This window comes from Archangium violaceum Cb vi76 (genome assembly GCF_000733295.1).
Lineage (GTDB): Bacteria > Myxococcota > Myxococcia > Myxococcales > Myxococcaceae > Archangium > Archangium violaceum.
This window is the reverse complement of sequence record NZ_JPMI01000177.1, coordinates 21,574-38,739: the sequence shown is the minus strand read 5'-3', so window position 1 is coordinate 38,739 and position 17,166 is coordinate 21,574. Positions and strand designations below refer to the sequence as shown.

Annotated in this window: 19 protein-coding genes; 7 read left to right on the top strand and 12 right to left on the bottom strand. The window is 69.2% G+C overall.

Translation table 11 applies throughout. The annotated features are described in order from the left end of the window. Window positions 1-118: 118 nt before the first annotated feature. A complete protein-coding gene (locus Q664_RS25780; RefSeq protein ID WP_043401142.1) occupies window positions 119-1,423 on the top strand; it encodes an MFS transporter in 1,305 nt (434 codons plus the stop codon). Window positions 1,424-1,446: 23 nt separating this feature from the next. On the opposite strand, the gene Q664_RS52650 is transcribed toward Q664_RS25780, so the two are convergent. The 3 genes from Q664_RS52650 to Q664_RS25765 all read right to left on the bottom strand — a co-directional run bounded on the left by Q664_RS52650 (window position 1,447) and on the right by Q664_RS25765 (window position 4,644). After that, on the bottom strand, window positions 1,447-2,907 hold the full coding sequence (locus Q664_RS52650) for a tetratricopeptide repeat protein (RefSeq protein ID WP_052518668.1): 1,461 nt from the start codon (window positions 2,905-2,907) through the stop codon (window positions 1,447-1,449). A gap of 145 nt (window positions 2,908-3,052) precedes the next feature. Then, window positions 3,053-3,526: a hypothetical protein gene (locus Q664_RS25770; protein WP_043401139.1), complete on the bottom strand. Its 474-nt coding sequence runs from the start codon at window positions 3,524-3,526 to the stop codon at window positions 3,053-3,055. 263 nt (window positions 3,527-3,789) lie between these two features. Next, window positions 3,790-4,644: an SDR family oxidoreductase gene (locus Q664_RS25765; RefSeq protein WP_043401136.1), complete on the bottom strand. Its 855-nt coding sequence runs from the start codon at window positions 4,642-4,644 to the stop codon at window positions 3,790-3,792. A 103-nt stretch (window positions 4,645-4,747) separates the two neighbouring features. On the opposite strand from Q664_RS25765, the gene Q664_RS25760 reads away from it, so the two are divergent. After that, complete coding sequence (locus tag Q664_RS25760; protein ID WP_043401134.1) at window positions 4,748-5,215, top strand: winged helix-turn-helix transcriptional regulator; 468 nt, start codon at window positions 4,748-4,750, stop codon at window positions 5,213-5,215. 18 nt (window positions 5,216-5,233) lie between these two features. On the opposite strand, the gene Q664_RS25755 is transcribed toward Q664_RS25760, so the two are convergent. Continuing rightward, window positions 5,234-6,055, bottom strand: coding sequence for an acyl-CoA thioesterase (locus Q664_RS25755; RefSeq protein WP_043401131.1), 822 nt, complete (start codon window positions 6,053-6,055; stop codon window positions 5,234-5,236). Between the two features lie 101 nt (window positions 6,056-6,156). Between Q664_RS25755 and Q664_RS59310 the strand changes: the two genes are divergently transcribed. The 3 genes from Q664_RS59310 to Q664_RS25745 all read left to right on the top strand — a co-directional run bounded on the left by Q664_RS59310 (window position 6,157) and on the right by Q664_RS25745 (window position 7,690). Continuing rightward, window positions 6,157-6,324, top strand: a complete 168-nt coding sequence (locus Q664_RS59310) for a hypothetical protein (protein WP_160174500.1) — start codon at window positions 6,157-6,159, stop codon at window positions 6,322-6,324. A gap of 65 nt (window positions 6,325-6,389) precedes the next feature. Next, the gene (locus tag Q664_RS25750; RefSeq protein ID WP_235216874.1) at window positions 6,390-6,944 is read left to right on the top strand and encodes a hypothetical protein; all 555 of its coding nucleotides are present in this window, start codon (window positions 6,390-6,392) and stop codon (window positions 6,942-6,944) included. Window positions 6,945-7,066: 122 nt separating this feature from the next. Then, a complete protein-coding gene (locus Q664_RS25745) occupies window positions 7,067-7,690 on the top strand; it encodes a hypothetical protein (RefSeq protein ID WP_235216873.1) in 624 nt (207 codons plus the stop codon). Between the two features lie 24 nt (window positions 7,691-7,714). On the opposite strand, the gene Q664_RS25740 is transcribed toward Q664_RS25745, so the two are convergent. Together Q664_RS25740 and Q664_RS25735 are read right to left on the bottom strand one after the other, a co-directional pair. Further along, window positions 7,715-8,200 carry an SRPBCC family protein gene (locus tag Q664_RS25740; protein ID WP_235216872.1) on the bottom strand — a complete coding sequence of 162 codons (486 nt, stop codon included), beginning with the start codon at window positions 8,198-8,200 and terminating at the stop codon, window positions 7,715-7,717. A 27-nt stretch (window positions 8,201-8,227) separates the two neighbouring features. After that, the gene (locus tag Q664_RS25735; protein WP_043401122.1) at window positions 8,228-8,578 is read right to left on the bottom strand and encodes an ArsR/SmtB family transcription factor; all 351 of its coding nucleotides are present in this window, start codon (window positions 8,576-8,578) and stop codon (window positions 8,228-8,230) included. A 220-nt stretch (window positions 8,579-8,798) separates the two neighbouring features. On the opposite strand from Q664_RS25735, the gene Q664_RS25730 reads away from it, so the two are divergent. Continuing rightward, window positions 8,799-9,089, top strand: coding sequence for a hypothetical protein (locus tag Q664_RS25730; RefSeq protein WP_043401119.1), 291 nt, complete (start codon window positions 8,799-8,801; stop codon window positions 9,087-9,089). Between the two features lie 145 nt (window positions 9,090-9,234). Here the strand turns inward: Q664_RS25730 and Q664_RS25725 are convergent, their stop codons facing one another. From Q664_RS25725 to Q664_RS25700, 6 genes are all read right to left on the bottom strand, one after another. Continuing rightward, window positions 9,235-10,731 (bottom strand): M16 family metallopeptidase, encoded by a 1,497-nt coding sequence (locus Q664_RS25725; RefSeq protein WP_043401116.1) that lies wholly within the window; start codon window positions 10,729-10,731, stop codon window positions 9,235-9,237. Further along, the gene (locus Q664_RS25720) at window positions 10,731-12,140 is read right to left on the bottom strand and encodes a M16 family metallopeptidase (RefSeq protein WP_043401114.1); all 1,410 of its coding nucleotides are present in this window, start codon (window positions 12,138-12,140) and stop codon (window positions 10,731-10,733) included. Before Q664_RS25720 ends, Q664_RS25725 begins: the two co-directional genes overlap by 1 nt. Before the next feature lie 136 nt (window positions 12,141-12,276). Beyond that, window positions 12,277-13,641 (bottom strand): sensor histidine kinase, encoded by a 1,365-nt coding sequence (locus Q664_RS25715; protein ID WP_235216871.1) that lies wholly within the window; start codon window positions 13,639-13,641, stop codon window positions 12,277-12,279. 77 nt (window positions 13,642-13,718) lie between these two features. Further along, window positions 13,719-14,441, bottom strand: coding sequence for a class I SAM-dependent methyltransferase (locus tag Q664_RS25710; protein ID WP_043401112.1), 723 nt, complete (start codon window positions 14,439-14,441; stop codon window positions 13,719-13,721). A gap of 3 nt (window positions 14,442-14,444) precedes the next feature. Then, the gene (locus tag Q664_RS25705) at window positions 14,445-15,830 is read right to left on the bottom strand and encodes a cytochrome P450 (protein WP_043401109.1); all 1,386 of its coding nucleotides are present in this window, start codon (window positions 15,828-15,830) and stop codon (window positions 14,445-14,447) included. 86 nt (window positions 15,831-15,916) lie between these two features. Beyond that, a complete protein-coding gene (locus Q664_RS25700; protein WP_052518665.1) occupies window positions 15,917-16,132 on the bottom strand; it encodes a hypothetical protein in 216 nt (71 codons plus the stop codon). A 124-nt stretch (window positions 16,133-16,256) separates the two neighbouring features. Between Q664_RS25700 and Q664_RS25695 the strand changes: the two genes are divergently transcribed. Next, a complete protein-coding gene (locus tag Q664_RS25695) occupies window positions 16,257-17,057 on the top strand; it encodes a hypothetical protein (protein WP_043401106.1) in 801 nt (266 codons plus the stop codon). The last annotated feature ends 109 nt before the right edge of the window (window positions 17,058-17,166 follow it).

The following is a 17,166-nucleotide window of genomic DNA, read 5'->3' as shown; positions in this document are numbered from 1 at the left end:
GTCCCGCCTCGTGGATTTCATTCCTTGTTTGTGTTCATACGAGTTCGTCGCCACTGGAGTCGTGTGCGCAGGTGCCCACCGAGCACGCGTCACGCGGGTGCGTTACAAGGGTCGAGCCGTGACTGCCCTCCATCTGTCGCGCTTCTCTTCGCTCCGTGCTTTCGGGCACCGGAATTTCGTCTACGTCTGGTCTGGTGCGCTCGTCTCCAACATCGGCACGTGGATGGAGATCCTCGCGCTGGGCGTCTTCGTCACCACCGTGACGGGCCGCGCCGAGGCCACCGGCGGCATCGCCGCCATCACCTATCTTCCCGCGCTCGTCCTCTCCCCCGTCGCCGGGGCACTCGCGGACCGCTTCGATCGGCGCTCCTATGTCGCCGTGGGCACCCTGCTGCACGCGCTGCTGGCCGGCATCCTCACCGTGCTCGCCTTCACCGGCCACCTCACCGTGCCCGCCGTCGGCGTCATCTCCTTCCTCAACGGCTGCGTCAGCGCCCTCACCAACCCCGCCTTCTCCGCCCTCGTCTCCGAGCTCGTCCCTCCCGAGGATCTCCACAGCGCGGTGAGTCTCAACTCGGCCCAGTTCAACCTCGGCCGCATCATCGGCCCCGCGATCGCCGCCGTGGTGCTCTCCGCCCACGGCATCGCCTGGGCCCTGCTCGTCAACACGCTGTCCTTCGTCGCCGTGCTCGTCGCCCTGTGGCGCGTGAGCCCCTCGGCCAGGGCCAGCTCCCTCTCCCAGGACGAGCTCTGGCCCGGCATCGTCCGCGGCGCCCGCGTCGCCCGCGAGGACGCCGGCATCTTCCTCGCCATGATGGGCACCCTCGTCATGTGCACCCTCGTGGCCCCCTTCATCGGCCTGGTGCCCGTCTACGCCATCCGCGTCTTCAACCAGGGCGCCGCCGCCACCTCCCTGCTCGTCACCGCCCAGGGCGTCGGCGCCGTGCTCGCCGCCGTCATGCTCGGGCCCCTCGTCACCCGGCTCGGCCGCCAGCGCGTCCTCGAGGCCTGTCTGCTCGGCATCGGCCCCATCGCCGCCCTCTACTGGATGGCCCCCACGCTGCACCTCGCCGCGCTCGCCATGGTGGGGCTCGGCTGGTTCTACATGGCCACCCTCACCGGCCTGAATACCCTGTGCCAGCTGCGCGTCCCCCGCGAGCTCCAGGCCCGCATCCACAGCCTCTACAGCATGATGCTCGGGGTCGGGTACGCCGCCGGGGTGTGGGCCCAGGGGGCGCTCGCGGATCGCATCGGCGTGCGCTTCGTCACCGCCAGCTGCGCGGTGCTGTTCCTGGCACTGGTGCTCACCTTGAGGCTGTTGCGCCCCCGCGCCTTCGACGCCACCGAGGCTCCTTCCAAGCTGGTGCCCGCTGGGGCTCCGGGCTCCGCCGCCGTGCGCCTCGAGAGCTCCGGGGAGTTCTGAGGCGCTGCTCCGGGCGGTTCAGGCTAGTCGTCGCGGCGCAGGGGCTCGTAACGGTCGTACACCTCCCTGGCCAGGGTCTGGAATTCCTCCTCGACCTCGGTGCCCAGGACCGTGCGGCCGTTCTCGTCGAGCGGCTGGGCCTTGGGAGCCCACGAGAGTTCCGCATCCAGGAGCCGCCGTGCCATGTCGGGGTGTCCCAGCTTGAAGATGACATAGGCCAGCAGGGATTTCGTTCTCCCCATCTTCCGCGTGATATCCACCTCATGGATGACGGCGAGCGCTTCTTCGTAGCGCTGGAGGCCGATGAGGCACTGCCCCTTCTCGAGCCGGGCGGCCACGTAGTGTGGATTCGTGCGGAGCGCTTGTTCGAGCACCTCGAGGGCTTCTTCCCATCGCTTCAGCTTCGCCAGCGCACCGCCGATGTTCCCCAACAGGAAGTTGTCCTCCGGTTGCATCTCCTGGACGGTCCTCAAGCAGCTCAGTGCCTCCTCGAACCTGCCGAGCTTGTCCAGGTATTGCGCCCGGACCAGCCAGTAGTTCGCGTTGCGTTGCTTGCACTTGTCCAGGCACGCCAACGCATCTTCACCGCGGCCATGGAGGTGGAGCCAGTCGGCCCTCCCCATCCAGGCCTTGTCATCCTCCGGGGCGAGCATGCAGAGCGTCTCGTAGGCCGCGAGCACCTTGTCCCTCCTGACCTCGTCATCGGGGAGGACGGCACGTGTCTTCAGGAGCTCGATTTGTTTGTAGCGGAGCCTGATGTTCCTCGGGTCCCTCACGAGCGCCGATTCACATTCGGCGAACTCCACGATCTTCAGGATGGTGTCGGCGAGCTTCAAGGCGGCGCCGCTGGGCCGCTTCTGGCTCTCGGCCTCATCGGGCACACCCGCGCGCTCTCGTTTCCGCCGGACCTTCGCGAGGGAGAGGACCTCGGGTTTATTGGCCACGAAGTTGCGCAGGGTGACCTTCTGCCCGACCGCGAAGAGGCAGGCCGCGGGAATCACGGTACAGCCAAGAGGAAGCTCGATGGGGGGCGTCCGCTCTCCATTCACGATGAACGTGAAGGTGTCGCTCTCGGCGAGATCCAGCTCCACGGCGATCACTCCCGAGTCCGGGAGGGTCGGGAGGCCCGAGTGCAGGGCCTGCTGCCGGGTCACGATCACTCCTCGCAGCGGATCGTACGACCAGGAATTCCCTCCCGCGCCCAGATAGCCCGGGTGCACCCAGCAGGCAGGCTCCAATATGACGCCGACGCCGAGCCGCTGCTGCCGCGAGGACTCGATGACGAATTCCCAGTAGAAGTGGCTGCCCTTGAGCTCGCCCGTGGCCAGGGCGCGGAGGAACACCGGCTGGTACTGGGATGAGTCGGGTTTGTCCCAGGACAGCGTCAGGTTCTCGTTCGAGACGGTGAGCGGCGCCTGGACCGCCAGTCTGTCCCACGTGAGCCGTGTCTCCACGGGTGCCGCACTCGAAGCATCCTTCTCCATCGGGCAGGCCCTCCCCTCGGCGGGTGAAGGCCTCCATCCTACCGGGATTTCCGGGCTCCGCCCCCGGTCCGCTCTCCCTCACGGGGGGAACACGGGGGCGGGCACCCTCACCCCGACCCTCTCCCGGGGGGAGAGGGAGGGATTCCTACTTCGAGTCCACCGTCAGGACCATCCAGCGGTCCGTGGCGTGGTCGATGCGCACGTTGTTCGCGCCCGAGTCCTGCAACTGCACCAGCACCTTCTCCAGGAACTGCAGCTGCTCCTGCGTCGCGTCCACGAACACGTTCTTCGAGCCCGGCCCCTTCGCCTTCGGCTTCTTCGCCGCCGCCGGCGCGCCCGCCTCGTTCGTCAGCACCGGCGCCGCCGCCACCACCCGCTGCTTCTCCTCCACCGGCGTCTCCTCGGGCTCGCTCACGCTCTCCTCCTCCTTCTCCACGCTCTCCGCCTCCCGCAGAGCCTGCTCGCGCAGCTCATTGAACGTCTTCGCGTTCAGCGAGGCCCCGAACTTGTCCTTGTACGCGTCCATCGCCTCGTTGCGGCTGATGTCCGGCTGGTTGCGGAAGAGGTCGAGCAGGAACGCGTGGCGCTCCTGCGCCTGGTCCTGGGAAATGCGTGCCATCGTTGATGTCCTCGGTTTGCTGCGTACTGCGGAACTGCCGAACGCAGGGCGGCGCAAACTACCCGAGCCCCGCCTGGAGCGGAAGTGGCCCCCAGCGAACCCCCACCCCACATCTCCCGACGACTTCCACGGCTCCCTTCGCCAGGGTGTCTTCCGGCCCCGCTGCGGACCAACGGGTCCAACAGTCGGACCCGTTGCTCCCCATCGCGGCCGGAACCTCCCCCCTGACGGGGACTCCATCCTCCTGGCTCGGAAGGTGGGGCTCAGCGCTGGAGCGCCACCGCCACCGCGTCCGCCAGCGGCGTCGTGGCATGGCCGATGAGGCGGCGCAGATCTCCCGACGCGCCGTTCAGCTCGCCGCGAGACGCGCCGACGTCCGAGTCCGCCAGGATTCCGGCGAAGGGCCCCGGCACCCCGGCTCCCTCCAGCACGCCCTGGTACTGCTCGGGCGGTAGGTCCTTGTAGACGATCGTCTTGCCCGCCTTGCGCGACACCTCGGCGGCCAGCTCCGTCATCGTGAACGCGGTGTCTCCCGCCAGCTCGTACACCTTGTTCTCATGTCCCGAGCCCGTGAGCACCGCCACCGCCGCCGCCGCGTAGTCGGCCCGCGTGGCCGCGGCCACCCGGCCCTCGCCCGCGCTACCCAGGATGGCCCCTTGCGCCAGCGCCGGCCCCAGGTTCTCCGTGTAGTTCTCCGTGTACCAGCCGTTGCGCAGCAACACGTACGGCACGCCCGAGGCCCGGATGAGCTCCTCCGTGGCCTTGTGCTCCGCGGCCAGTGCCAGCCCCGAGCGGTCCGCGTGCAGGATGCTCGTATAGGCCAGCAGCTTCACTCCGGCCTTCCTGGCGGCCTCCACCACCGCCTGGTGCTGCGCCGTCCGCTGCCCCACCTCGTTGGAGGAGATGAGCAGCGCCTTCTCCACTCCCGCGAACGCCGCCCCGAGCGTCTCCGGCTGGCTGTAGTCCGCCTCGCGCACCTGGACGCCGCGCGCGCGGAGCTCCGCGGCCTTCTCGGGGTTGCGCACGGCCGCGATGACCTGGTGGGCGGGGACCTTCTCGAGCAGCTTCTCGAGGACGAGACGGCCGAGCTTCCCGGTGGCTCCAGTGACGAGAATCATGGGGTGTTCCTTTCCTGGCGTGAGGACTTCGTCGAAACGCAGGACACACCCTAACGGCCATGCTTACTTTTCGTAAGTACCTACCTTGAGGTAAGCTACTGACATGACAGCGAGCAAGCAGCCGAAGCACCTGCGCAAGGCGATGGCGAAGTGGGCCGAGCAGCGGGGAGACCTCTACGCCGCCGCGTGCCCGTCCCGGGGCGTGTTGGATCACGTCACGAGCCGCTGGGGCGTGCTGGTGCTCGTGGCCCTGCTGGAGGGCACGCACCGCTTCAGTGAATTGCGGCGGAAGGTGGCGGGGGTGAGCGAGAAGATGCTCGCCCAGACGCTCCACGCGCTGGAGGAGGACGGCTTCGTCGTCCGCGAGGTCTTCCCCGTCATCCCTCCCCGGGTGGACTACAGCCTCACGCCCATGGGTCAGGAGGTCGCCTCGCACATCGAGGCCCTCACCGACTGGATCGAAGACAACCTGCCCCGTGTCTTCGCCGCGCGCGCCCAGCACGTCTCCCGGAAGTCCGCTCCCGAGGGCGGGAAGGCGGGCCGGGCCGGACGGCGCGAGTCCTCCGCCTGAGAGGAGGCGGGCGCCGGTTCAGCGGCTCGGGGGGAACACGGCCGCCATCTGGCGCAGCTGGGCGAGCAGTTGTCCGTCCCGGCTCCACAGCTCCGCGAGGTCATCCGCGTAGCCGTGCGCGGCGTGACGGGAGTGGCCGGTGCGCAGGTAGAAGGCCTCGGGCGAGGCGTCGAGCGGCAGCGGCGCGTAGAAGTGCGCCGTGTAGTCCATGGTGGCGCCGTTGCAGAAGCCGTCCACGCGAGCGAAGGCCGCGGGAGGAAAGGCATCCAGCAGGCCCACCACGAGCGGCGCATCGAGCGGCGTGGGGACTCGCGGGCGAATCCACCCGCCCACGCGGGCCTCGGCGGCGCCCGTGTAGGGCACGGCGCCCACGCACCAGCGGTAGTCGAACTGAGCGCCGAAGGTGGGCAGCATGGCGCTCGCCACGGGGGGCACGTCGTCCGGAGGCGGCACCCTGGGCGGGCGCGCGTCCGTGTAGACGAGCGGCGTCTCGCGCGAGGTGGCGAAGGTGGCGCTCGCCAGGCACGTCACCTGCCCCGCCTGCTCCATCCGCGCCGACAGGTGCGTCACCTGCCGCCCGGCGCGCTCCGTGCGCACCATGAGCGAGGCCTCGCCCTCGGCCACGGGCGCGCAGAAGTGCACGGTGAAGGAGCGCGGCGCACGGGCCGGCTCGTTCAGCTCGCGCATCATCGAGCGCAGCAGCGCGCCTCCGAGCATGCCGCCATAGGCGCCGCGTCCCTGGAACCACTCGGGGCGGATGTGTCCCTGGTAGCGCCCCTCCCCGAGCGCGTTCCAGGTGGTGGCGGTGACGAAGGGCGAGTCGGAGGCGGGGGTGGACATGGATGCAACCTAACGAAGGCCCGGGACGTGGGCCACGTTCCGTGCGTCGGTGCCAGGTGCGTACGGCGCGTGTCAGTGGAAGGCGCGGGTGCGTACGCGGCGTGACGTGGGGGGCGGCGCGGTGCTACAGCCTCCGGCTCCGTGAGGGCTTCACCGTGCAGGGCGCGCTGGGCCTGGGCGCTCTCTACCGGCCCGCGCTTCCCGGCTTCAGCCCGTGGACCGTGACGGTGGCTCCGCGTGCGCAGTTGTCACCTGGCTGGTCCCTGTGAAGCGCGCACTCCGGGTGCCTGGATGGGCAGGCGTGCTGGGCTGAGAATCGCGCTTCATGCGGCTCATGCGCGTCTGGCTGGTGATGTCGTGCCTGGTGCTCTCCACGGGTACCGCGCACGGCACGATACCCGTTCGCGAGACGGTGGCCGCGCAGGTGATGGGCGCGGACTCGCTCAGGGCACATACGCTCAGCCTCCTCGCACGAGGAGAGGTGACAGGGGCCATTGATTACTGGGCGGTGACCACTGGTAGAGCCGCACCCTCCTGGCTGTTCGCGCTCAAGACGGCCTTCAGTGCGAGTAAACAGGTCGCGGGGGCCTGTCAGGGAGTGGCCCGGTCCATCCACACGGCCTTCACTCAACTGGGAGGCAATCCGGAGTTCGTGGAACTGACCACCCGGGACGACCAGAAGTTTCGCTATATCATGTTCAAGATGCTGGACGGCCGGGACCTGAATGTGTCGAAGAACGGCTATCATGTCCTGGTGCGGATGAATGGTCGTGCTTACGACGCATACACTGGTGCGGTGGGCATGCCGTGGGCGGAGTACGTGAGCCGGTTGGGCGCACTCTCGGATATCACCCAGAAGGTCATTGAAGTCCTGCCGGAGACGCCATGAGCCCTCAATCTGGAGCAAAGCCTGTCGTCCCCTTGCATGACTTGCTGTTGCGCATCCGCGAGGATATGCGGAACCGCACAGCGGAGCCGTATCGCTACATCGGGATGCCAGATGTGGACCACATGGCGTGCTTCATCGGGGGGTATGGATGGTGTCTTCACCTCCTCGGGGTCGATGAAGGCGCGGATGTGTTGTTCGGCGAGTGGCTGCATTTCATCAAAAAAGCCTGGCCGGGCCAGGGCTGGGAAACAGCCTATCTGGAGGAATTCCACGGCGATCACCGGCGCGCCCTGCTCAAGTACCTGGACTTCGTCGCCGAGTTCCGTGCCCTTCCGCCCGAGGCCCTGGCGTCCATCGAATGGAGGCCTGGGGGCGAGCATCCCTCGGGCCGGGTGCCCTCCCTGGTGCCCGTGCATCCACCGAAACCCACGCTGGATATGCTGTTGGAGGTCCGTCAGGAGATCGGTGACAGGCAAGGCCGACTCTTCCTGTTCATCGGTCCCATCGAGGTGAAGCGCATGGCTGGCTTCATCGATGGCTACCGGTTGTGTCTGGCTCTCGCGGGCGCCCGTGACGAGGAATATCCCCGCTTCGAGCGCTGGCTCCATGAGGCGAAAGGTGTCCCCGCGGGTCAGGACTGGACGTTGCCGTTCCTCGAGTCTTGTGATGGAGACGCGGAGCGGGCCATCCGCCGGCTCCTCGAATGCGCCGTGGAGTTCCGCTCGCTCCATCCGTTGCCCACGTGAACCGCTCCCCCCTCCTCCAGCGGCTCACGTCGTGCGCCCGGCCTGCTTCTCCACGTACTCCTGCAGCTTGTCCAGGGTCTGGGCCCCGCCCTCCACGGCGCCGTACTTCTTCACCGCCTCGAACGCCTCGGCCGTCGGCCACACGCTGTGCATGGTGAGCCGCGTCTTGCCTCCCTCGTCCGCGAACGTCACCGTCACCTGGAACTGCTCGGGCTCCTCGCTCGTGCCGTGGCTGTAGACCAGCCGCTCGGGCCGCACCACCTCCCGGTACGTGATGAGGTTGTCGAACTCCCCGTGCTCGGCGTGGCTCATCAGGTAGTGCCACGAGCCTCCCGGCTTCACCTCCATCCGGTGCGTCTTCGTCGTGAAGCCTCGCGGACCCCACCACCTGTCCAGGTGCTCCGCCTCCGTCCACGTCTTGAACACCAACTCCCTCGGCGCGTTCAGGACCCGCACCCGGACGAGCTCCCGCTCACTCATGCTCTTCACGTCCCGCTTCATGTCCATCATGTCCGTCTCCTCGTTGGCCCGTTCCCCCTACTTCCGGGGGCCCTGCTTCTTCTCCGCCCCCTGCAGCTCCTGCAGGTAGTCGTCCAGCCGGTCCAGCCGCTCCTCCCACAGCCGCACGAAGTGCTCCGCCCACTCGCCGGCCTCCTTGAGCGGCGCCGTCTCCAGCCGGCAGGGTCTCCGTTGCGCGTCCCTCCCCCGGGAGATGAGCCCCGCTCGCTCCAGCACCTTGAGGTGTTTGGAGATGGCCGGGAGGCTCATCGCGAAGGGCTCGGCCAGCTCCATCACCGTGGCTTCCCCTTCCGCCAGGCGCGCGAGGATGGCCCTCCGCGTTGGATCCGCGAGGGCCGTGAAGGTGGCATCGAGACGGTCGGACGGCATTCGGGTTTAACCTTCTGGTTAATTAACTCAGAGGTTAAATAGGCGCCGCACGGGCCGGTGTCAAGTCACGCCTGGCTTGGAGTCGGGCTCCTCATGCACCCGCCCGTCGAGCGGGCGCTCGTCCCTCCCCGGGAAGCTTGGAGCGCTCCCGGTTCGCCCCACATTGAACCTCGTAGGGTCGCGCAACCCGCGCGTCCGCCTTCCACGAGGAGTCTTCACCATGGCCGACCACGAGAAGCGGAGGAAGTACGACCCCGTGCACCCCAAGGAGCGGGAAGACGAGAAGCCTCCCTTCTCCCCCGACCGGGTCGAGCGCGGTCTCGAAGCCGATGACACCCTCCCCCTCTACTCCGCGGACTCCATCCACGGCACCCGCGAGCAGAAGTTCGCCCTCGACAGCGACGCCGAGGTCGGAGGGTATGTCCCGGACATCCGCAGCCCCATCGACGAGGCCGATGAGGAGATCCGCATCCTCCGCGGACAGGAGGAGCGGGAGAAGGATCGGGACTGAGGGACTCGATTTCCCTCACCCCGACTTCCCTCACCCCGACCCTCTCCCAGAGGGAGAGGGACTGACCCCGGTGTCCACCGTGTGTGCCCCCTCTCCCGCTGGGAGAGGGCTGGGGTGAGGGTCTGCCCCTCACCCCGTCACCTCGTTACTTCTTCGCCGGGGGCGCCACCGGCTCCTTCGCCACCAGCTTGCCCAGGTTCATCGGGCCCACCTGCTCCTGGATGACCGCCGGGTCTCCCACCAGCACCACCTGCATCGCCGCCGGGCCCAGGTACGCCTCCGCCACCCGCTGCACCTCGGCCGGCGTCGCCTTCTCCAGCCCCGTCACCGTCCGCGCGTACTCGTCCATCGGCCTGCGCAGGAAGAACAGCGACGCCGCGCTCGAGCCCAGTCCTTCCACCGACTCGAACTCGCCCGGAATCGCCCGGATGAGGCCCTCGCGTGCCGCCGCCAGCTCCTTCTCCGTGATGGGGCGCTCCTGTATCCCCTTCATCTCCCCGAAGAACTCGTTCAGCGCCAGCCCCGTCACGTCCTTGCGCACCGCCGACGAGGCCGTCAGCGGCCCCACGCCCAGCCGCGCGTCCGCGCTCGCCCCCGCCCCGTAGCTGTACCCCTTGTCCTCGCGCAGGTTCATGTTCAGCCGGCTGCCGAAGAAGCCGCCGAACACCGTCGTCGCCAGGTCCAACGCGTACTCGTCCGAGTGCCCCACCGCGATGCCCGGCCGGCCCACGACAATCATGGTCTGGTCCAGCCCCGGCTTGGGCACGAACACCACCTGCTGCCTCGGCGTCGCCGCGGGCGTGGGCGGCACCGGCGGCGGCAGGGCGTTGCCCTTCCAGTCGCCGAAGTACTTCTTCGCCAGCCCCACCGCCTCGTCCAGGGTGACATCCCCCGTCATCACCAGCGCCGCCGCCTTCGGGCCCACGCTCTTGCCGTAGAAGGACTTCACGTCCTGCAGCGTCAGCGTGTCCACCGTGGCCGGCAGCCCGCTCACCGGGTGCCCGTACGGGTGCTCCGCGCCGAACACCGCGTCCAGGTACGCCTGCTGCGCCAGGAAGCCCGGGCTGCCCATGGCGCGCACCAGCTCGGCCAGTTGCAGCTTCTTGCGCCGGTCGAAGTCCTTCTGCGCCAGGTTCGGTTTGCGCACCACGTCGGACAGCAGCGCCAGCGCCGCGTCCGCGTGCCGCTTCAGCACCCGCGCTCCGATGAAGGCCCCATCCGGGTTCACGCTCACCGCGGGCGATACGCCCAGGTCCTGGAAGGCCTGGTCCAGCGCCGTGGTGTCCTTCCCGGCCGCGCCCTCCAGCAGCATCTTGTACGTCACGTCCGCCAGGCCCCACTTGCCCTTCGGGTCCTGCGAGCCTCCCGACGCGAACGCCACCCCCGTGTACACGAGCGGCAATTCCTTGCGCGTGCTCACCAGCACCGTGAGCCCGTTGTCCAGCTTCGCCTGCTCGAACCTCGGCAGCACCAGCTCGGGCGGCTCACCGGGCTTGGGCGGCTGCTGGCGGAAGGCGTTGGGGTCCTCCGGCGGCGGAGCCGGCGTCTCGGGGGGCTTGGGGGCCTCGGGGACGGGCTCGGGGGCCGTCTTGCAGCCGGCGGCGAGCGCCAACACGGACAGGGCGATGAACAAGCGGCGCATCAGTGCGTCTCCTTCGCGGCCGAGATGGGGCCCTTCTGCGTGGGCACGGCGTGCAGCACCACGCGGGCATCGGACTGGAGGAAGTCCCGGGCGAAGTCGCGCACCCGCTCCGTCGTCACCGAGTCGTAGCGCCCCAGGTCCTCGTCCAGGTAGCCCGGGTCTCCCGTGTAGTGGTTGTAGCTCTGCAGCACGTCCGCCTTGCCGCCGAAGCCACCCACCGACTGCAGCCCCGCCAGCATCTGCGTCTCGAAGCGCGTGCGCGCCCGGTCCAGCTCCTGCTGCGTGATGCCGCCGCGCCGCACCTCCTCCAGCACGGCGTCGATCTCCTTGGCCAGCGCGTCACTGGACACGCCGGGCCGGGCCACCGCCTCGATGAAGAAGACGGACTGCGCCCCGAGGCTCTGCTGGGCGGCGATCACGCTCTGCGCCAGGCCCTTCTCCAACACCAGTCGCTTGTAGAGGCGGCTGGACTTGCCGGTGCCCAGCGCGTTGGCCAGCACGTCCGCGGTGGCGTCCTCCTCGCTGAAGTACGGCGGGGTGAGCCAGGCCATCATCACCTGCGGCAGCGTGCCCACCGTCTCGTCGTGGCGGATGACCTTCTCGGCGGTGTGCTTCACCGGGGCCACCGTGGGCTTCTCCGGCTTGGGGCCGCCCGGCAGCGTGCCGAAGTACTTCTCGATGAGGGCGCGGGCCTCCTTCGGGTCGAAGTCTCCCACCACCGCGAGCGTGGCGTTGGACGGCGCGTACCACTTGCGGAAGAAGCCCTTCACGTCCTCCACGTTGGCCGCGTCCAGGTCCTCCATCGAGCCGATGACCTTGCCGTGGTACGGGTGCGGCGCGGGGAAGAGCGCCTTCCACAGCTTCTCCAGCGCGAGGCCGTAGGGACGCGTCTCCACGCCCTGGCGCCGCTCGTTCTTCACCACCTCCTGCTGGGTGCGCAGCTTCTTCTCGTCCAGCGCATCCAGGAGGAAGCCCATCCGGTCACTCTCCAGCCACAGCGCCGTGGCCAGGTGGTTGGTGGGCACCGTCTCGAAGTAGTTGGTGCGGTCGAAGTTCGTCGTGCCGTTGAGATCATTGGCACCGAGCTGCTCGAGCATGGCGATGTGCACGTCGTCCGGCACGTGCTTGGAGCCCTGGAACATCATGTGCTCGAAGAGGTGCGCGAAGCCGGTGCGGCCCGGCTGCTCGTGGTAGGCGCCCACGTGGTACCAGACATTGACCGCCACCACGGGCAGCTTCTTGTCCTGGGCCAGGAGGACTTCCATGCCGTTGGGCAGCGTGTACTTCTCGTAGGGGATGGCCAGTGCCTCACGCCCGGGCACCAGCGGTTTCGCCTCTTGCTGCTGCTGCTGGGCGAAGGCCGGTAGGCCGAGGGCGAGGACGGCGGCGGTGATGAGCGCTTTCTTCATGCGGGCTGAGTGCCTCCTCGTTGTGCAGAGGCAAACGCTTAGCACGTGCTTCGTTTCTCGTAGAGCGGGAATCCCCTCGGGAATCGGGTTTCGGGCATGTGCTCGCGGTGGGTCCCCACGGGGGCAACCCGGGGCGTCAGGCACCCTCACCCCGTCCCTCTCCCGGGGGGCGAGGGGTTCTTTGCACCGGTAATTCCAGACGCAGGCGAGCGCCTCCCTCGGCCCGGTTCTCCGCTGTCAGTCTTCCCCCGAATCGCTCCACCATCTCCCGCGACAGGCTCAACCCCAGCCCCGTCCCCTTCTCCGGCCCCTTCGTCGTGAAGAAGGACTCGAAGAGCCTCGGCAGCACTTCCGGCGGGAAGCCCGGTCCGTTGTCCTCCACCAGCAGCGTCACCTTCTCCCCCTCCAACCTCCCCATCACCCGCACCTCCCCGCCCTGCACCCTCGCCTCCTCCAGTGCGTCCCCCGCGTTCACCAGCAGGTTCAGAATCACCTGCGCCAGTCTCCGCCTCGTCGCGAATACCTCTGGCAGCTCCGCCGGTATCTCCACCGTCAGCTTCGCCACGTGCTTGAGCCGCACCCCCGCCAGCCGCGCCGCGTCCGATACCACGTCCGCCAGCACGCACTCGCAGGGCTCCTCCACGTCCATCCTCGAGAAGCCCTTCAGGTCCGTGACGATCTGCCGGATGCGCTCCATCCCCGTGCTCGTCTCGTCGAAGACCTCCTGGAATTCCTGCCGCAATTCCTCCTTCAGCGGCTGTGCCAGCACCTCCGTGCGCAGGTACTCCAGGTTCGAGCCCACGAACGCCAGCGGGTTGTTGATTTCATGCATCACACTCGCCGCCAGCCGCCCCACCGTCGCCAGCTTCTCCGACTGTGCCCGGTGCCGCTCGGCCTTCGTCAGCTTCTCCATCGACTCGCGGCGCTCGCGCTCCACCCTCGCCTCGTTCTCCGCCGTCTGCGCCTTGCGGAACTGCGACGAGCCGTACACCCCGAAGAACGTCGACGACGTCACCATCCCCGCCCAGGCCAGCGCGTTCAGCGCCGAGCCCTCCGTCCTCATCACGATGGCCAGGGCTCCCAGTGCACACGTCGCCCCGCAGACGATCGCCGGCTTCGTGTCCCCCGGCCGGATGAGCGCCACCAACAGCGGCATCGAGGGCACCAGCGTCATGTAGGGACTGTCCATTCCCCCCGTCAGGACGACGATGCTCATGAACAAGCCGCTCATGAGCGCGGTGTGGATGCGCAGCAACAGCGACAGCCAGCGCTCCCCCAGCATCATCACCAGCCACGTGTAGAGCAGCATCTCCCCGGACCACAGGACCCGCACCACCAGCGTCGCGGGGCTCGGCTCCCGCAGCATGAACAGATCCAACGGGTAGAGCAGGAGGATGGAGACCGCGAACACCCCGCTCATCCTCCACCGCCGCCCCTTCTGCTCGCGAGAGGAGTGACGTGTGATCATCCCGGCGTCCGGGGGCGGCAACAGCGCAGACATGGGCTCGGCGGGGCTCCAGCGAGGGTGTCCGGCGATGCTATGACGCCCCCGCGGCGCCTGAACAGCCGGGCTTCCCCTCACTGCCGGGTAGCGAGCACCACGCACAATCCATGGTGTGCGTACTTCTCCGGCAGTGCGTCCCGCCGCACCTCCACCCGGAAGCCTCGCGCCTCCAACAGCGCCCGCGCCCGTGGAAGCAGGAACGTCAGGTAATACATGACGAAGGGCGGATCCCACACCGCGTTGCGCACCCGCATGGCCGCGTTGAAGGCCTTCGCCATCCAATAGCCCGGCCTCAGCCGCGAGGGCTCCTCCCCCGTCACGAACAGGAATCGGCCTCCGGGTTTCAGCACCCGGTGGATGGACTCCACCAGCCGCGGCTCGTCCTCCTCGGGAATGTGGCCAAAGGCGCCGAAGCTCGTCACCAGCTCGAACTCCTCGCGCCACGGCAATTCCAGTGCATCCCCACGCACCCACTCCAACGCCGCGCTCCCCGGTGCGTCCGCGAGTCCCTGGCGCGCCTCGTCCAGCATCCCCTGGCTCAGGTCCACCCCCACCACCCGCTCGTGGCACAGCGCCCTCAGGTGGCGCATCGCCGCTCCCGTGCCGCAGCACACGTCCAGCGCGCTCGCCACGCTCCCCGGCGGGCCCGCCTGCTCCACGCTCGCCTTCAGCACGTCGTCCGGTGTGCGGAACGGCGTGTAGTCGAACTTCGGCGCCAGCAGATCATACCCCCGCTCCACCGAGCTCAAGCCCTGCCGCACCAGCTCCACGAAGCTCGGTCCCTTGGGATGGAACATGGCTCAGGCGCTCGCGTGCAGGGGCTCGACGAACATGGGCAGTCCACCCTTGGGCCGCAGGGTGACGAGCGGCTCGGGCTCCACGGTGTGGCCCGGCACCGCGCGCAGCCGGAAGTGTTGCAGCACCTCGGCGATGATGAGCGTGGCCTCCATGAGTGCGAAGTTGTTGCCGATGCACAGCCGTTGGCCGCCGCCGAAGGGCATGTACGCCAGGCGCGGGCGCTGCGCCGTCTGCTCGGGCGAGAAGCGCTCCGGCTCGAAGCGCTCCGGGTCCGGCCACAGCCTCGGGTTGCGGTGGAGGGCGTAGGGCGCGGTGACGACGATGACGCGCGGGCTGGCGGGGATCCGCACTCCGCCGAGCTCGTCCTCCTTCACCGGCTGGCGGGCCATGATCCACGCCGGCGGGTACAGGCGCATGGTCTCCTCGAACACCTGGGTGAGGTAGCGCAGCTGGGGGATGTCCTGGGCCGTGGGCGAGCGGCCGCCGAGCACCCGCTGGACCTCGGCGCGGGCGCGGGTTTCCACCTCGGGATTCTGGGCGAGCAGGTGCCACAGCCAGGCGAGCCCGTTGGCGGTGGTCTCGTGGCCGGCGAGGAAGAGGGTCATGGCCTCGTCGCGCAGCTGGGCGTCCGTCATGCGCTCGCCGGTGTCGGCGTCCTGGGCGGCCATGAGCGTGGCGAGCAGATCATCCCCCTGCGTCTCGCCGGCACGGCGGCGGGCGATGATGTCGAAGACGACGGCGTCGAGGGACCGCATGGCCTGGTGGAAGACGCGGTTGCGCGCGGTGGGGAGGAAGTCCGGGGCGTAGAGGCCGAGCGAGAGGATGCGGCGGTTCGTCTCGGCGAGGGCGACGGTGAGCGCCTGGCCGACACTGCTGGCGTCGCCGCTGACGTCTGTGGAGAAGAGGGCGCGGCCGACGATGCCCAGGGTGAGGTGCATCATCTCGGCGCTGACGTCGAGGGGCTCGGAGGCCGAGGGGCGGGCCCGCCAGCGCGCGAGCATCTGCCAGGTGGCCTCCACCATGGAGCCGGCGAGCGCGGCCAGGCGCTCCTTGTGGAAGGCGGGCTGCATGAGGCGGCGCTGGCGCTTCCAGAAGTCGCCCGAGCTGGTGAACAGGCCATTGCCGAGCACCGGCCACGCATCGCGCACCAGGCTGGAGGGCTTGCCGTACCGGTCCGCGCGGTCGACGAGGACGTGTTTGACGAGCTCGGGGTCGGTGACGGAGACGAGGCTGATGGCGGGCCCCATGCGGAGGCGGACGAATTCTCCGTACTCCTGGTGGGCGCGCACGAAGAGCTGGAGCGGGCTGTGGCGCCGCTCCTGGATGCTGCCCCAGAACCAGTGGCCCCGGGGTCCCGGGGCCTCTCCCAGCGTGCGTGCTTCCGGCATGGCGCGTCCCTCGTGTGAGGCCGGTCCCCGGGCGGAGACCGGACGAGCGTGACGCTAGCGGCTGTGCCGGGTGGGACGCACGTCCCTCAGTGCATCGAGGTGGCCTCGGGCTCCTGGTAGGCGCCTCCGGAGGCACCGGTGCGGGCCTCGAATTCCTTGCAGCCGCTCATCCCCGTCACCTGCAACTCGAACTCCCGCAGCTCGGGCTGTGTGCACTGGGCGACTTCGGCGTCATCGGGTTGGGCGTTGTGGCTGTTGAAGAAGCGGCAGCCCTTGCAGTTGCCCCAGGTGTGTTCCGCCATGGCGATTCCCTCGTTCGGAAGTGACCCTCCCTTTCGAGGGTGGGGGTGGGCGATGGCGGCAACAAGCGGCGCCTGCTCCACCCTTCGAGGAAGGGGCGGGCGGCTTCGTGGGATACTCGGGCCCATGCCCCCCGCCGACGCCTCGGGCGCCACGCTTCCCCGCTGTGCCGTGCACCCGGACGTCCCCGCCGAGGGCATCTGCACGCGCTGCGGCGGCTTCTCCTGCCCCGGGTGCGCCACCCGGGTGCTCGGCGCCGTCTACTGCGCCGCCTGCGCCGCGCTCCCCGAGGTCAACTACCTGGAGGCCTTCCGGCTCAAGCTGTGGGGCCGGCGGGACACGTGGGCCTGGTTCCTCGGCCTGGGGGGCCTGGTGATGCTCGCCCCCGGCCTCACGCTGCTGCTGCACGGGGACGCCCTGCCGGGAGCCTTCCTGCTCGCCTGCTCCGCGGTGGGGGTGGGGTGTTTCTTCGGCCAGCGGTGGGCCCGCGCGGGGCTGCTCGCCCTGCCCGTGGGCCTGGGGGCACTCGGCCTGGTGTCGCGGGAGCCCCTGCTCCTCGTCCCCGCCCTGTTCCTCCTGGGCATGGGGGCCTCCGTCCACCAGGACCCGAGGCACAAGCTCTTCCACCGGGTGTCCATTCCCGAGCGCGCCCTGCTGCGGCTGTGGAACCGTCACGAGAACAACCCCCTGGCCCTGGTGGGCCTGCAGCTCGGGCTGTACGGGGTGTTCTTCCCGCTCTTCGCGCCGCTGGCCCTGGCGCTGGGCCTGACGGCGCTGCGGCGCGTGAATCCCGAGGCCCGTCCGCCGATCGGCCGCCGGGGACAGGCCCTGGCCGCGACGGGACTGGGCGCGGGCTCGCTCGTCCTGTGGGTGTGGCTCTGGCCGCGCCTCACCGTGCTGCTGGGCGAGCTGCTCGCCACGGGTTAGCGCGGGCCGGTCCGGGACTCTCGAGGAAGGCCGCACGGCCCCCTCCAGGGTGGAGGCCTGGAGGGGGCCCGGTCCCGAATCCGAGGTGGGAGGCACCCACCGCGTGCGG

Bases quoted from the DNA above. Each gene is read 5' to 3' on its own strand.
- Q664_RS25770 (WP_043401139.1), bottom strand. From the start codon at position 3,526: ATGGCACGCATTTCCCAGGACCAGGCGCAGGAGCGCCACGCGTTCCTG.
- Q664_RS25740 (WP_235216872.1), bottom strand. From the start codon at position 8,200: ATGATGGACATGAAGCGGGACGTGAAGAGCATGAGTGAGCGGGAGCTC.
- Q664_RS25735 (WP_043401122.1), bottom strand. From the start codon at position 8,578: ATGCCGTCCGACCGTCTCGATGCCACCTTCACGGCCCTCGCGGATCCA.
- Q664_RS25710 (WP_043401112.1), bottom strand. From the start codon at position 14,441: ATGTTCCATCCCAAGGGACCGAGCTTCGTGGAGCTGGTGCGGCAGGGC.
- Q664_RS52650 (WP_052518668.1), bottom strand. From the start codon at position 2,907: ATGGAGAAGGATGCTTCGAGTGCGGCACCCGTGGAGACACGGCTCACG.
- Q664_RS25745 (WP_235216873.1), top strand. From the start codon at position 7,067: ATGGCGTGCTTCATCGGGGGGTATGGATGGTGTCTTCACCTCCTCGGG.
- Q664_RS25715 (WP_235216871.1), bottom strand. From the start codon at position 13,641: ATGTCTGCGCTGTTGCCGCCCCCGGACGCCGGGATGATCACACGTCAC.
- Q664_RS25705 (WP_043401109.1), bottom strand. From the start codon at position 15,830: ATGCCGGAAGCACGCACGCTGGGAGAGGCCCCGGGACCCCGGGGCCAC.
- Q664_RS25755 (WP_043401131.1), bottom strand. From the start codon at position 6,055: ATGTCCACCCCCGCCTCCGACTCGCCCTTCGTCACCGCCACCACCTGG.
- Q664_RS25720 (WP_043401114.1), bottom strand. From the start codon at position 12,140: ATGAAGAAAGCGCTCATCACCGCCGCCGTCCTCGCCCTCGGCCTACCG.
- Q664_RS25765 (WP_043401136.1), bottom strand. From the start codon at position 4,644: ATGATTCTCGTCACTGGAGCCACCGGGAAGCTCGGCCGTCTCGTCCTC.
- Q664_RS25750 (WP_235216874.1), top strand. From the start codon at position 6,390: ATGCGCGTCTGGCTGGTGATGTCGTGCCTGGTGCTCTCCACGGGTACC.
- Q664_RS25695 (WP_043401106.1), top strand. From the start codon at position 16,257: ATGCCCCCCGCCGACGCCTCGGGCGCCACGCTTCCCCGCTGTGCCGTG.
- Q664_RS25730 (WP_043401119.1), top strand. From the start codon at position 8,799: ATGGCCGACCACGAGAAGCGGAGGAAGTACGACCCCGTGCACCCCAAG.
- Q664_RS25700 (WP_052518665.1), bottom strand. From the start codon at position 16,132: ATGGCGGAACACACCTGGGGCAACTGCAAGGGCTGCCGCTTCTTCAAC.
- Q664_RS25760 (WP_043401134.1), top strand. From the start codon at position 4,748: ATGACAGCGAGCAAGCAGCCGAAGCACCTGCGCAAGGCGATGGCGAAG.
- Q664_RS25725 (WP_043401116.1), bottom strand. From the start codon at position 10,731: ATGCGCCGCTTGTTCATCGCCCTGTCCGTGTTGGCGCTCGCCGCCGGC.